A 13,228-nucleotide genomic window follows, 5' to 3' on the forward strand; every position below is an offset into this window, starting at 1 on the left:
CCGCAAACGACCAGCGCTCCGTGAGGTCCGATGTCCGCAACCACTCACACCGCCCACGCCGGGCGCCCCATGCGCCTGCGTACGCACCTTCGCATCCTGGCCGCGGTCGTCACGGCGGCGCTCGCGGCCCTCGCCGCGGTCGGCGCCGTTCGGGAGCTGAACCGGGCCGGAGCCGTGCAGGACTACGCCGACACCCTCGAACGGCTCCAGCAGCCGTCGTTCGCGCTCGTCACCGAGTTGCAGGCCGAGCGCCGGATGACCGCGCTGCACTGGGCCCGCGGCCCGGTCAACGCCGCCCAGCTCGGCAACCAGCAGGCCCTCACCGACGAGGCCGCCTTCGCGCTGCGCGAGCTGGCCGACGAGGCCCCCGACAGCGCCGTCCGCCCGCCGCTCGAAGCCGCCCTGCGGGGCGTCTCCGGCCTCACCGGGGTACGCGAACGCGCCGCCGAGCGCTCCGGGGACCGGGACGAGGCGCTGGAGGCGTACACCCGCGCCATCGAGCAGACCATCGCCGTGCACATCCGGGTGCGCGCCCACAACGGCAGCCTCGCCCAGGGCTCCCGCCCGCTCACCGCGCTGCTCCAGGCCGGCGAGTCACTGGCGCTCCAGGACACCCTGCTGGCGGGTGCGAAGGACGGCCGGCTGACCGCGGCGGACCACGCCCGCTTCGTCCAGGCCGTCGGCGTGCAGCGGTTCGCGTACGGGACGCTGGCCGGCCCGCTGCTGCCGGACGGCGAGAAGGACCGCTACGACGCCGTCACCGACTCGAAGGAGTGGGCGGAGAAGACCCGGATCGAGGACGCGGTGCTCGGCGTGAGCCGCGCATCCGGCAGCCCCGTCACGCTGCCCGCGGCGACCGCCGGGTGGCAGGAGACGTACGAGCACCTCGGCCCGGGCCTCACCGGGCTGGCCACCGCCCGGATCCAGGCGCTGGCCGACGACGCGGAGGACCGGGCAGGCGAGTTGCGCATGACGGCGTACGCCATCGCCGCCGGCGGCGTCCTGCTGGTCGCGATCGTGCTCGGCACCGTGCTGTGGATCAGCCGCGCCATCGTGCGCCGGGCCGAGGAGGTGCGCTCCAGCGCCCTGGCCGTCGCCCGGCGGCAGTTGCCGCAGATGATCGTCAGACTGCAGCGCGGCGAGGACGTCGACCTGTCGGCGCTGCCCGCGCAGGTCGCCGCCGCCGACGAGTTCGGCGAGATCTCCAACGTCGTCGCCCGGCTGGCGGAGGAGGTGGTCGAGGCGGCGCGGGTGGTGCACGAGGAGCGGTACGGCTTCGAGAAGTTCGCCGAGGGCGTCACCATGCGCTCCGTCACCCTCATCTTCGCCGTGCTGCGCACGCTGGACGAACTGCAGCACCGCTACGCCGACACCGACCCCGCGCTGCTGTCCGAGCTGTACGAGCTCGACCACCTCACCGTGCGGGTGCGCCGCCAGTTGGAGAACCTGCTGGTGCTCTCCGGCGGCGCGGTCACCAACCCGCACACCGAGCCCGTGCACATCGCCAACCTGATCGTCGACGCCGCCGGCGAGTCCCGCGGCTTCGCCCAGGTCACCAAGGAGTTCCAGGCCGAGGCGTGGGTGGTGCCGGAGGTGGCGGGGGAGCTGACCCACCTGATCGCCGAGCTGATCGAGAACGCCACCACCTACTCGCCCAGCGGCTACGAGGTCTTCGTCCGCGCCACCCACACCGCCACCGGCGTCGCCATCGAGGTCGAGGACAAGGGGCGGGCGCCGGAGAACTGGTACTTCGAGGCGCTCAACGGGCGGCTGCTGGACGTGCCGCCGTACGCGGTGCTCGCCAAGTCCTCCGACCAGCTCGGCCTCTTCGTGGTCGGGCAACTGGCGCAGCGCCACGGGGTACGGGTCACGCTCCAGCAGGGCCGCTTCGGCGGCGTGCTGGCGGTCGTGCTGGTGCCGTCCGCGCTGCTGACCGGCGCACCGGAGCAGTTGGCGGACCGCACCCCGGTACGCAAGCCGCTGCCGGGGCGCTCCGGGCCGCGGCCCGCGAAGCGGCGCGAGCCGACGGCGGCCGGTCTGGTACGCCGCGAGCCGGCGCGCGGCGGCGGGCCCACCGGTCCGGTACGCCCCATCGACCCGGCGCCCGGGCTGGCACCCGCCCGTCCGGCGGACGACGGCGTCCCGGACCCGGAGCGGCGCCGCCCGCCGGCCCCGGCGACGCCCGCCGGGCCCGCGGCCGAGCCCCAGCCCGCGACCGCGGCCGTCCCGGCGGCGCCCGCCGCCCCCGAGCACGTACGCCCCGAGGAACCCCTGCCCGTGCGCGTCAAGAAGCCCCACCCGGAACCGGCCGCCGGGCCGGCCCCCCGGCTTGCACCGCGATCCCTGCCCGATCCGACCGAGGAGCTGCCTGTCACCGCCACCCCCCAGATCGCCACCGAGCCGACCCCCGAGGCCGAGCCGGCACCGGCGCCCGCGCGCCCCGCCGCCCGCGCCGGCGGGCTGCCCCAGCGCGTGCCCGGCACCAGCATGGCCGGCCAACTGCGCGACGGCAGGCGCCGGCCCGCCACCGCCATGGACCGGCGCCCGCTCGACAGCATCGAGTCGGCGTTCACCCAGCTTCAGGAAGCCCTGACCGACCCGGAGGAAGACAGCGACCGATGAGCAGCCTCAGGCACGTGAAGAACGTCATCCCCGCGAGCCCGGAGGACGCGGCCGTCTTCGACAACCTCCGCGACAACCTGCAACTCGTGCCGGACCTCACCGGCTTCGTGCTGCTCGCCGACGACGGCCTCGCCCTCTGCGGTTACGGCCTGGACTGGACCCGCGAGGACGTCCAGACCATCGCCGCCGCCTGTTCCGGCCTCGCCAGCCTCGCCGACGGGCTGTCGATGCCGGTCGACGGCGGGTCCGTCCTGCATCTGAACATCACCATGGAGCACAGCCACCTCATCCTCACCGCCTGCGGCAACGGCAGCACCCTGGTCGTCTACACCTCGGGTCCCGAGTCCATCGGCCTCGCCATGCGCGAGACCGTCCGCGTCGCCCGGGCGTTCAAGCACCAGCTCGGCGTCGGGTCCCGCAGGACTCGCATCCGGTAATGAGCGCGCCACGGGGAACGCGCAGGACACGGACGTTCGCGCTCACCGGATCGCGCACCGACCGGGCGCCCGGTGAGCAGTTCACCATGCACTCCACGGTCCGCGCCGCCGTGCCGCCCGACGACGCGCGCAGCATCCCGGAGGAGTGGCAGACGATCCTGCGGCTGTGCGCGGGGCCCGGCATCGCCGTGGCCGAGCTGGCGGCCCGGATCGAGATGCGGCTGACGCCCGCCGCCGTCCTCCTGGCCCAACTGCTGGAACAGGGGCTCATCGAGCACAGACCGCCGATGAGCGATCCGGACGCCATGAACATCGACTTCCTCCGACGAATCAGGAGCGGCCTTGAGCGAGCCTGACACCGAGGCCCCGGACGCCGTCTGGGACGCCTACCTCCCGCCCGTGAAGATCCTCGTGGCCGGCGGCTTCGGGGTGGGCAAGACCACGGCGGTCGGCGCCGTCAGCGAGATCACGCCGCTGCGCACGGAGGAGCGGCTGAGCGCGGCCGGTGTGGGCGTGGACGACCTGTCCGGCATCGAGCAGAAGTCGGCCACCACCGTGGCCATGGACTTCGGCCGGATCACCCTGGACGTGGCGGTGCTGATGCTGTTCGGCACCCCGGGCCAGGAGCGGTTCTGGTTCATGTGGGACGACCTGCTGCGTGGCGCGCTCGGCGCGGTGGTGCTCGTCGACACCCGGCGGCTGGACCGCTCGTTCGCCGCCGTGGACTTCTTCGAGAGCCGCGACCTGCCGTTCGTCGTGGCCGCCAACTGCTTCCACGGCGAGCAGGACTACGATCCGGAGGAGATCCGCGACGCGCTCACCCTGAAGGAGCCCACCACCCCGATCGTCCTGTTCGATGCCCGCGAGCGCGAGTCGGTCCGCGGCGTGCTGCTTGCTCTGATGGACCATCTGATCGCGGCCGCGGAACCCGCCCGCGCCCGGTGACCACAAGGAGGCCCGCCCCGCCATGACGACCGTGCTCGCCATCGACCAGGGCACCTCCGGCACCAAGGCCCTCGTCGTCGACCCGGAGGCGCCGGACGGCGGCAGCGGCGTGGTCGCCGTCGCCGAGGTGCCGGTGACGCCCGACTACCTGCCGGGCGGCGGGGTGGAGCAGGACCCGGCGCAGTTGCTGGCCTCGGTGCTGGCCGCCGGGCGGCAGGCCGTGGCGGCGGCGGGCCGGCCGGTGGACGCGGTGGCGCTCGCCAACCAGGGCGAGACCGTGCTGGCCTGGGACCGGGCCACGGGCAAGCCGCTGTCGCCGGCGGTAAGCTGGCAGGACTCCAGGTCGCAGCGGCAGTGCGACGCGCGCGCGGACGCCGCCGAGTGGGTCGCCCGGCGCACCGGGCTGGTGCTCAACCCGTACTTCTCCGCCCCGAAGATGGCCTGGCTGCGGGAGAACGGCGTCCGCGGCGGCGTCGTCACCACGACCGACACCTGGCTGCTGCACCACCTCACCGGCGCGTACGTCACCGACGCGGCCACCGCCAGCCGCTCGCTGCTGCTCGACCTCGACACGGTCGACTGGGACCCCGAACTGGTCGCCCTCTTCGGTCTCGACCCCGCCGGACTGCCGCGGATCACGGCCTGCGACGAGGTGGCTGGCACCACCGCCGCCTTCGGCGCCGAGGTGCCGGTCGCCGGGCTCGTGGTGGACCAGCAGGCGGCGCTCTTCGGCGAAGGCTGTCTCACCGCGGGCACCGCCAAGTGCACGTACGGGACCGGGGCGTTCCTGCTCGCCAACACCGGCGGGGCCGCGGTGCGCTCCGGCTCGGGGCTGACCACCTCGGTCGCCTGGCGGGCCCGCGGCGTCACCCCGTACTGCGTGGACGGCCAGGTGTACACGGCGGCCTCGGCGGTGCGCTGGCTCACCGAGCTGGGCCTGGTCGGCTCGGCGGCGGAGCTGGACGAGGTCGCGGCCGAGGACGCCGAGGGGGTGGTGTGCGTGCCGTCGTTCGCGGGGCTCGCCGCGCCCTGGTGGCGCTCGGAGGCCACCGCGTCGTTCGCCGGGCTGACGCTGGCCAGCCGCCGGGAGCACCTGGTGCTCGCCGTGCTCCAGGGCGTCGCCGCCCAGGTCGCGGAGGTCACCGGGCTGGTCGCCGCCGACCTCGGCGGCCCGCTCACCCGGCTGCGGGTGGACGGCGGGCTGACCCGCAGCCGCACGCTGATGCAGGCGCAGGCCGACCTGGCGCAGGTGCCCGTCGACGTCTACCCCTCGCCGCACGCCACCGCGCTCGGCGCGGCGGCGCTGGCCCGGATGGCGCTGGAGCCGGAGCTGCCGGCCGCGGACGCGGTGCCGCGGTGGACGCCGGGCAGGACGTACGAGCCGCGCTGGCCGCGGGCGCGCGCGGAGGAGTTCCTCGACCGCTGGCGTACGGCCGCGGGCGCGGCGCTGCCGCGGCAGGACGCGCCGGACTCCGCACGGACGTACCCCGCACCGACGGACGCGGGGCCGGGGGACGGCGCGCCGCCGGAGGAAGGCCGCGGCTGAGCCGCCCGCCGCCGGCGGCGTCTACCGCCCGCCGCCGAACCGCAGTCCGGCGAGCACTCCCGCGTGGTCCGACGGCCAGAACCCCGTCGGCGCCGAGCGGTCCGCCTCCCGGTCGCCGACCACCTCCGCCGTGACCGCCCGCACGCCGTCCGGCCGGTACAGCACGTGGTCGATGCGGTGGGAGAGTTCGTTCCCGGCCAGCAGCGACCCGCTCTGCCCCGCCGTCCAGCCGCCGTCCGGGTCGCCGCCCGCCGCGGTCCAGGCGTCCGTGTAGCCGGCCCCGGCGAGGATCCCGTAGGCGCCGGAGGCGTCGGTGGGGCGGGAGTTGAAGTCGCCGGTGAGGACGACGGGGTGCGGCGAGCCGGCGAGCGCGGCGGCCAGCTCGCGGGCCTGGGCGGCGCGCACGTCGGGGGTGCCGAACGCCTCCAGGTGGGTGGTGGCGAAGCGGAACGTCCCGCCGCGCACCGTGACGTCCACGGACGACCAGCCGCGCGGCACCTCGAAGGAGAGGCCGGGGATCCGGGAGGGCAGGGTGGCCTGCGCACCGTACGCCGCGGAGGTGGCGCGCGACGTACGCGGCCGGGAGGAGGCGGGCGGCCCGTCGCGTACGACGATCACGTCCCGGTCGGTGAAGCGCGCCTCCTCGGTGGCCGAGACGGCCATCCGGCCGGTGAAGTTGTCGTTCGCGGCGACGGTCCGGTACGGGGTGCCGCGGGCGGCCAGCTCGTCGAGCAGCAGCCGCAGGAAGTCGTAGCGGACCGTCAGGTCGCCGCCCGCGGGCCCCCTCTCCCAGCGGGCCACCTCCTGGAGCCCCACGACCTCGGGTGCGCGCGCCGCCAGCAGGTCGGCGAGGGCCGCCGCGCGCTCACGGAAGTCCGTCGCCTCCATCGCCGCGTACAACTCGCCGGCGCGCGTGACCAGCTCCCCCCGGCTTCCCGCGTCGAACAGCGGCTTCAAGCCGGCGCCGAGGTAGACGTTGTACGTCGCCACGCCCACGGCGCGCGCCCCGCGCCTGTCGCCGTTCTCGCGCGCCTGTCCGCCCTCCCGCGGCTCCGTCCCCGGCGCCTCGTGCTCCCGCCGTCCGCCGTCCGGCTCGGACGCCTGCCGGACCGGCGCACCGCACCCGGCCCCCAGCGCCATGACCAGCGCCGCCAGCACCACCAGACCGGCCGGCTTCCCACCGCGCCGTACGCACCGCATCGCTCCGCCTCTCCCTCGCACCGCCGGCCACCGGGGACCGTACGCGCACACCGCATCCCAGCATCCGTGACAGCCCCGGGCAAGCATGGTCATGTCCCGACCACGGCCCCTTTACGTGATCGTCCGTCTTGTTTAACGTCACGTCTTCAGCCTCGGCAGCACCACCAACACCACGAGAGCGAAGGTCAATTGTGAAGCTCGTGAGATCCCTGCTGCGGGCGGCGCCCGTCGTCGCGGCCCTGACGGCCGCGGGCATCCTCGCCGGCGCGTCCGCCGCCCAGGCCGCGCCCGCCGGGCCCGACGTCATCGCCCACCGCGGCTCCTCCGGCGTGGCGCCCGAGAACACCGCGGCGGCGACCCGGCTGGCGGTCCGCCAGGACGCCGACTTCGTCGAGATCGACGTGCAGCGCACCAGGGACGGCAAGCTCGTCAACTTCCACGACTGCACCATGGAGCGGACCACCGACATCGAGGAGGTCTACCCGGGCCGGCCGAGTTACCGCGTCTCCGACTTCACGTGGGCCGAACTGAGCCGCCTGGACGCCGGCTCCTGGTTCTCGGCCAGGTACGCCGGCGAGCCGATCATCACCGTCGACCGCGTCATCGACCTCATCGACCGGAGGTCCGGCCTGCTCGCCGAGATCAGCCCGTGCGGGCACTACGACGCGAGCCTGCCCGCCGACCTGGCCGGGCTGCTCCAGGCCAGGCCGGCCTACGTGGAGCGCGCGCTGGCGAACGGCCGACTGGCCGTCCAGTCCTTCGAGCTGGACGACGCGCAGGGCTTCAAGGACCTCATGCCCGAGGTGCCCATCGGCTTCCTCGACGCCGACCGCCCCACCGAGGCCGAGCTGGCCGCCCTGAGCGAGTGGGCGGACCAGGTCAACCCGCAGTACACCGTCACCGACCAGGCCCTGGTCGACCGCGTCCACGAGCTGGGCATGGACATCAACGTCTGGACCGTCGACGAGCCCGGCGCGATGCGCAGGATGGCCGGTCTCGGCGTCGACGGCATCATCACCGACTACCCGCAGTCCCTCACGTAGGGCGTACGGGAGACGAGGCGGCGGCGCGGCAATGGCACACCCCGCCAAAGACCCGCGCCGCCGCTTTGATGGATCTCCACTGCCCGACCCGGGACACACCGGGCAGACTCGAAGGGCAGCGGACGACCAGTCACCCCAGCGGAGGCGGCCCATGACCGGATCGCGGATCCTCGCCCTCGGCCACTACCAGCCCGGGAAGGTGCTGACGAACGACGACCTGGCGAAGTTCCTCGACACGAACGACGAGTGGATCCGCAGCCGGGTCGGCATCCGCGCCCGGCATGTCGCGGCAGCCGACGAGACCGTGGACATGATGGCCGCGCACGCCGCCGCCAAGGCGCTCGCCGGGGCCGGCACCAAGACCGAGGACGTCGACCTCGTCATGGTCGCCACCTGCACCGCCGAGCACCGGGTGCCGAGCATGGCCGCGCGGGTCGCGGAACGGCTCGGCATCCCCGCCCCCGCCGCCATCGACGTCAACGTCTCCTGCTCCGGCTTCACCCACGCCCTCGCCCAGGCCGACCACACCCTCCGCGCCGGCGCCGCGAGCCGCGCGCTGGTCATCGCCGCGGAGAAGCTGACGGGCGTCACCGACTGGAACGACCGCTCCACCGCCGTCCTCACCGGCGACGGCGCCGGCGCCGCGGTGGTAGCCCCAGCGGCGGGGCCCGGCGAGGCGGGCGCCATCGGCCCCGTCGTGTGGGGCTCCGCGCCCGGCATGGGGTCCGCGGTACGTATCGAGGGCTCGCCGCCCCTCTTCGCCCAGGAGGGCCAGGCGGTCTACCGCTGGGCCGTCAAGGAGCTGCCGCCGATCGTCCGCCGGGTCTGCGAGCGGGGCGGCGTCGCGCCTGCCGACCTCGCCGCGATCGTGCTGCACCAGGCGAACCTGCGGATCATCGAGCCGCTCGCGCGCAGCCTCGGCGCCCCGCAGGCGGTCGTCGCCACCGACGTCACCGAGTCGGGCAACACCTCGGGCGCGAGCGTGCCGCTGGCCTTCTCCAAGCTGGTGGCGCGCGGCGAGGTGGAGTCCGGCGCGCCGGTGCTTCTCTTCGCCTTCGGCGGCAACCTGTCGTACGCGGGCCAGGTCGTGCGCTGCCCGTAGCCGCCCGCCCGCCGCGCTCCGGTCAGCCGCCGAGCGCCGACAGCCGGGCGAACTGCTCGTCCGACAGCACCAGATGACGCGCCGCCACGTTCTCCGCCAGGTGGTCGAGCGACGTCGTGCCCGGGATCGGCAGCACGTTCGGCGCCCGCCGCAGCAGCCAGGCCAGCGCCGTCTGCGCCGGTGTGGCACCCAGCTCGGCCGCCACCTGGGCGACCGGGCCACCGGGTGCGGCAAGCGTGCCGACGGCCATCGGGAAGTAGGGCACGAAGGCGATGCCCTCGGCGGCGGTGTAGTCGACGACGGCCTCGTGCTGGCGCATCGCGAGGTTGTAGAGGTTCTGCACGGAGGTGATGGCGGCGATCTCGCGCGCGGCGCGCAGTTGGGGGACGTCGACCTCGGAGAGCCCGATGTGCCGCACCTTGCCCTCGTCCTGGAGCTCCTTCAACGTCCCGACCTGGTCGGCGAGCGGCACGTCCGCGTCGACGCGGTGCAGTTGGAACAGGTCGATCCGGTCCGTACGCAGCCGGCGCAGGCTCAGCTCCGCCTGCTGCCGCAGATACGCCGGCCGCCCCAGCGGCACCCACTGCCCCGGGCCCGGCCGGGCGAGACCGGCCTTCGTGGCGACCACGACCCCCGCCGGGTACGGGTGCAGCGCCTCGGCGACGACCTCCTCGACGGCGCCGAGGCCGTAGGAGTCGGCGGTGTCGACGAGCCCCACGCCCAGCTCGACCGCGCGGCGCAGCACGGCGACGGCGCCGGCCCGGTCCCGCGGCGGCTCCCAGATGACCGCCTCCGACGGGGGGATGCCGGGGTGGTCGGTGAGCCGCATCGTGCCGTAGCCGATGCGGCCGACCGGCATGTCGCCGCCGATGTCGAACGTCGGGCCGGCGGCGCCCGGTACCGGTGCGGTCGGTGAGTGCGTCATGCGGCGACGCTACAACCCGAGGCGGCGCCCCGGCCCACACCGACGCGGGGAGCGCCGCGGTGTCAGCCGGCTGCCTTCGGGAAGAGCGTGGTGAACGGCTCCAGCATCCCCGCCGAGTCACGGACGTAGGGCTGGTCGAACTCCCAGACCAGGAAGAGCAGGAACGCGAGCAGCCCGCTGTGCAGCCCTGCGAGGATCAACTCGCGCACCGAGCGCTGGATCTGCAGCGCGAAGACCATGCCCATGGCCACCAGACCGCCGGCGATCAGCCCGAACCACACCAGCGACGGCATCGTGGGACCCGAGTTCAGCGCCCGCTCGTTGCGGGCCTCCTCGGCCGCGGCGATCTGGTCGCCCAGCGCGTAGGCGGCGCGGTTCTCGGCGTCGGTCTCCGGCGCGTACGCGAAGAGCCCGCGGCGCACCTCGTCCAGCAGCTCGTCACCGCGCTCGCTCAGCCCTTCGCCGTCCTGCATCGCCGGCCACTCCTCGTGCACCGCGTAGCCGACGTACGCCGCGATGTCCGCCCGGATCTCCTCGCGCACCGGGGCCGGGTACTCGGCGAGCCGCTCGCTCGTCTCGTGCAGCGCGAACGCCTCCCGCTGCACCGAGTCCTCCGCGCTGCCCTTCGCCTCCCAGACGCCGGCGATCGCCAGGCCCAGCACGATCGCGTACACCACGCCGATCATCATCGTCATGTACTCGATGACGTCGGGGGTCTCGGTGGGGTCGAACTCCTCGTCGGGGCGGCGGTGCCGGAGGACGGTGATGAGCACGACGACCGCGATGGCCGCGGCCATCGCGAGGGTGAGCATGAGCCATTCGGACACGGGCTGCCTCCGGCGGTCGGGCTGCGGGCGGTCAGGAGCGGTTGCGGGCCGCCGCGCCGGAGCCGCTGAGCGCGGCGGCGGCGAGGATCGCGGGGGCGACGAAGAGGAGCGTTCTGGTCACGGGCGAGGTACCCTCGTCGACTTCCCGGGGCGGCGGCTCGTGGTAGAGGGGCCGCAGCGAGGGCGAAGGGGTGGGGGAGGGGGCGGGGCTCGGCGTGCGGCTGGGCGTGGAGGTGGGCGTCGGCGTCGCCGGTACGGGCGCGGTGGGCGGCTGCGCGGCGGGCTCGGGCGCGGCCGGCTCCGGCGGTGCGGGCGCGGGCGGCTCCGGCGACGGCGTGGGCGTCGGGGTGGGCCTCGGCGTGGGGGTCGGCGACGGTGTGGGAGCCGGCGACGGCGGCGTGGGGGTGGGCGTCGGCGAGGGCTTCTTGCCGCACCCCTGCCGCACCGCCTCCCCGGCGCCCCGCTCGCGCGCGATCCGCCCCAGCTCCTCCAGCGGCAGGTCCGCGCCGACGCGCGCGCACCCGTCGGCGGGCAGTGCCCACCCGCGTACGGCGGCGGTCCGCGGGGCGTCGGCGGCGGCGGGGCCCGCGGCAAGGACGGCGCCGGCGGCCGCGGCCGGGCCGGCGGCGAGCGCCGCCAGGAGCACGGCGGCGCGTACGGCGGGCCGCGCCGCGCGCGGTGTGTTCTCCCGGGTCACGGCCCGAAGTTGCTCCGCGCCGCGCCCGGCTACGCCCCCGGCGCCCGCAATCCACCCGCAGGCGCGTTCCGCCGCGCCCGTATCTCGCACGAACGCTCGTCACTCGCGCCCCGGTTCGCCTCGGCGCACGCCCGGGCCGCGGCCCGTCCGCCCTGCGGGTGGTTTCACGAGTTCTTCACAAACGGGCGATGGCGTGCTGCGGACGGCCGCCCGGATGATCGACGTCATGCCGACATCGCAGCCGTCCGACGAGACCTCGTACGACCGCCGCCGCCTGCGCCAGTGGCTCGACGGGCGACGCCCGCACCCCGGGCGTCGCCCGGCGCGGCATGCTGCGGCTCTTCGCCGCCGCCGGCGGGGCCGGCGCGCTGGGCGCCCTCGGCGCCGCGCGAAGCTCGCCGGCGCCCCCCGCGCCGACGGCTGGGTGCGCTGGTCGGCCGACTGGCGCCCGGAGAAGCCGGGCCCCGCCGACGTACGCGCCCGCGCCACCGACGTGAGCGGCAGGACCCAGCCCGAGCGGACCGTCCCCAACGACCAGGGCTACCTCTTCGACGCGGTCGTCCGGCACCCGGTCACCGTCGTCTGAGCCGCGGGCGGTCTCCCGCGCGCCGGGGGTGAGCGCGCACACTGGTGATCCCCCCGGCACCAGGCAGGAGGCCGCCCGTGACGTACGACCTGGCCGCGCTACGCGCCCGCATCCCGGCGCTCAAGGACGGGACCGCCTACTTCGACGGCCCCGGCGGCACCCAGACCCCGGCCCCCGTCATCGAGGCGATGGCCGCGGCGCTGGCCGCCCCGCTCTCCAACCAGGGCCACGTCACCGCCGCCGAGCGCAACGCCGAGGCGATCGTGGCCGGCGCCCGGGCCGCCCTCGCCGACCTGCTCGGGGTGCCGGCCGACGGCGTCGTCTTCGGGCGCAGCGCCACGCAGCTCACCTACGACGTCGCCCGCACCCTGGCCCGCGCGTGGGGGCCGGGCGACGAGGTCGTCGTCACCCGCCTCGACCACGACGCGAACATCCGCCCCTGGGTGCAGGCCGCCGAGCGCGCGGGCGCGGCGGTGCGCTGGTGCGACTTCGACCCGGACACCGGCGAGCTGACCCCGGGGCACCTCGCCGCCGTGCTCACCGAGCGGACCCGGCTGGTCGCGGTCACCGCCGCCGCCAATCTCCTCGGCACCCGGCCGCCGGTGCCGGAGCTGGCCAGGATGGCGCACGACGCGGGGGCCCTGGTCCACGTCGACGCGGTGCACTACGCCGCGCACGCAGCCGTCGACGCCGCGGCGCTCGGCGCGGACTTCGTGGTCTGCTCCCCGTACAAGTTCCTCGGCCCGCACCTGGGCGTGCTCGGCGCCCGTCCCGAACTGCTGCGCAGCCTCGCGCCCGACAAGCTGCTGCCCGCCACCGACGCGGTGCCGCAGCGCTTCGAGCAGGGCACGCTGCCGTACGAGCTGCTGGCCGGGGCTCGCGCCGCCGTCGACTTCCTCGCCGGCCTCGACCCCGAGCCCGCCGCGGGCGGCGACCGCAGGGCGCGGCTGATCCGGGCGTACGCGGCGATCGAAGCCCACGAGGACGCGCTGCGGTTGCGTGCGGAGGACGGCCTCGCCGCACTGCCCGGCGTCACCCTGCGCTCCCGCGCCGGCCACCGCACCCCGACGCTGCTGCTCACCCTCGAAGGCCGCACCACCGAGGACGCGTACCGCTTCCTGGCCGAGCGCGGCGTCAACGCCCCCTCCGGCTCCTTCTACGCCCTGGAGGCGTCCCGCCGCCTCGGCCTCGGCGACAGCGGCGGGCTGCGGGCGGGCCTCGCGCCGTACAGTTCGGCCGGCGACGTCGACCGGCTGGTCGCGGGCCTCGGGGAATTCCTCCGTACGACTGCCTAGTTC

Annotated in this window: 12 protein-coding genes and 1 pseudogene; 9 read left to right on the forward strand and 4 right to left on the reverse strand. The window is 75.5% G+C overall.

Translation table 11 applies throughout. From position 1 onward, the window contains the following. The first annotated feature begins 30 nt into the window (after positions 1 to 30). Genes FB457_RS30790 through FB457_RS30810 form a run of 5 tightly spaced genes read left to right on the forward strand, consistent with a single transcriptional unit; the run spans position 31 to position 5,550 of the window. A complete protein-coding gene (locus FB457_RS30790) occupies positions 31 to 2,622 on the forward strand; it encodes a sensor histidine kinase (protein ID WP_486589197.1) in 2,592 nt (863 codons plus the stop codon). Beyond that, entirely contained in the window at positions 2,619 to 3,059 is a 441-nt protein-coding gene (locus tag FB457_RS30795; RefSeq protein WP_047019230.1) for a roadblock/LC7 domain-containing protein, read from the forward strand. The genes FB457_RS30790 and FB457_RS30795 overlap by 4 nt, the downstream gene beginning before the upstream one ends. Beyond that, on the forward strand, positions 3,059 to 3,415 hold the full coding sequence (locus FB457_RS30800) for a DUF742 domain-containing protein (protein ID WP_047019231.1): 357 nt from the start codon (positions 3,059 to 3,061) through the stop codon (positions 3,413 to 3,415). Before FB457_RS30795 ends, FB457_RS30800 begins: the two co-directional genes overlap by 1 nt. Beyond that, positions 3,402 to 4,004 carry a GTP-binding protein gene (locus tag FB457_RS30805; protein ID WP_047019232.1) on the forward strand — a complete coding sequence of 201 codons (603 nt, stop codon included), beginning with the start codon at positions 3,402 to 3,404 and terminating at the stop codon, positions 4,002 to 4,004. Before FB457_RS30800 ends, FB457_RS30805 begins: the two co-directional genes overlap by 14 nt. A gap of 22 nt (positions 4,005 to 4,026) precedes the next feature. Next, positions 4,027 to 5,550 carry an acetate and sugar kinases/Hsc70/actin family protein gene (locus tag FB457_RS30810; protein WP_486589198.1) on the forward strand — a complete coding sequence of 508 codons (1,524 nt, stop codon included), beginning with the start codon at positions 4,027 to 4,029 and terminating at the stop codon, positions 5,548 to 5,550. A 21-nt stretch (positions 5,551 to 5,571) separates the two neighbouring features. Here the strand turns inward: FB457_RS30810 and FB457_RS30815 are convergent, their stop codons facing one another. Continuing rightward, positions 5,572 to 6,750 carry an endonuclease/exonuclease/phosphatase family protein gene (locus FB457_RS30815; RefSeq protein WP_486589199.1) on the reverse strand — a complete coding sequence of 393 codons (1,179 nt, stop codon included), beginning with the start codon at positions 6,748 to 6,750 and terminating at the stop codon, positions 5,572 to 5,574. Positions 6,751 to 6,941: 191 nt separating this feature from the next. On the opposite strand from FB457_RS30815, the gene FB457_RS30820 reads away from it, so the two are divergent. Beyond that, positions 6,942 to 7,793, forward strand: coding sequence for a glycerophosphodiester phosphodiesterase (locus FB457_RS30820; protein WP_047019233.1), 852 nt, complete (start codon positions 6,942 to 6,944; stop codon positions 7,791 to 7,793). 151 nt (positions 7,794 to 7,944) lie between these two features. Continuing rightward, a complete protein-coding gene (locus FB457_RS30825) occupies positions 7,945 to 8,895 on the forward strand; it encodes a beta-ketoacyl-ACP synthase III (protein WP_145784004.1) in 951 nt (316 codons plus the stop codon). Positions 8,896 to 8,917: 22 nt separating this feature from the next. On the opposite strand, the gene FB457_RS30830 is transcribed toward FB457_RS30825, so the two are convergent. From FB457_RS30830 to FB457_RS30840, 3 genes are all read right to left on the reverse strand, one after another. Beyond that, positions 8,918 to 9,820, reverse strand: a complete 903-nt coding sequence (locus tag FB457_RS30830) for an aldo/keto reductase (RefSeq protein WP_047019235.1) — start codon at positions 9,818 to 9,820, stop codon at positions 8,918 to 8,920. Positions 9,821 to 9,882: 62 nt separating this feature from the next. Further along, positions 9,883 to 10,647, reverse strand: coding sequence for a bestrophin-like domain (locus FB457_RS30835; RefSeq protein WP_047019236.1), 765 nt, complete (start codon positions 10,645 to 10,647; stop codon positions 9,883 to 9,885). Positions 10,648 to 10,678: 31 nt separating this feature from the next. Continuing rightward, positions 10,679 to 11,344 carry a hypothetical protein gene (locus FB457_RS30840; RefSeq protein ID WP_145784007.1) on the reverse strand — a complete coding sequence of 222 codons (666 nt, stop codon included), beginning with the start codon at positions 11,342 to 11,344 and terminating at the stop codon, positions 10,679 to 10,681. Between the two features lie 376 nt (positions 11,345 to 11,720). On the opposite strand from FB457_RS30840, the pseudogene FB457_RS30845 reads away from it, so the two are divergent. Continuing rightward, a pseudogene (locus FB457_RS30845) lies at positions 11,721 to 11,930 on the forward strand (sulfite oxidase); the annotation flags it as partial. 77 nt (positions 11,931 to 12,007) lie between these two features. Beyond that, on the forward strand, positions 12,008 to 13,225 hold the full coding sequence (locus tag FB457_RS30850) for a cysteine desulfurase-like protein (RefSeq protein ID WP_145784011.1): 1,218 nt from the start codon (positions 12,008 to 12,010) through the stop codon (positions 13,223 to 13,225). Positions 13,226 to 13,228: the final 3 nt, after the last annotated feature.

The organism is Streptomyces sp. CNZ287 (assembly GCF_007827615.1).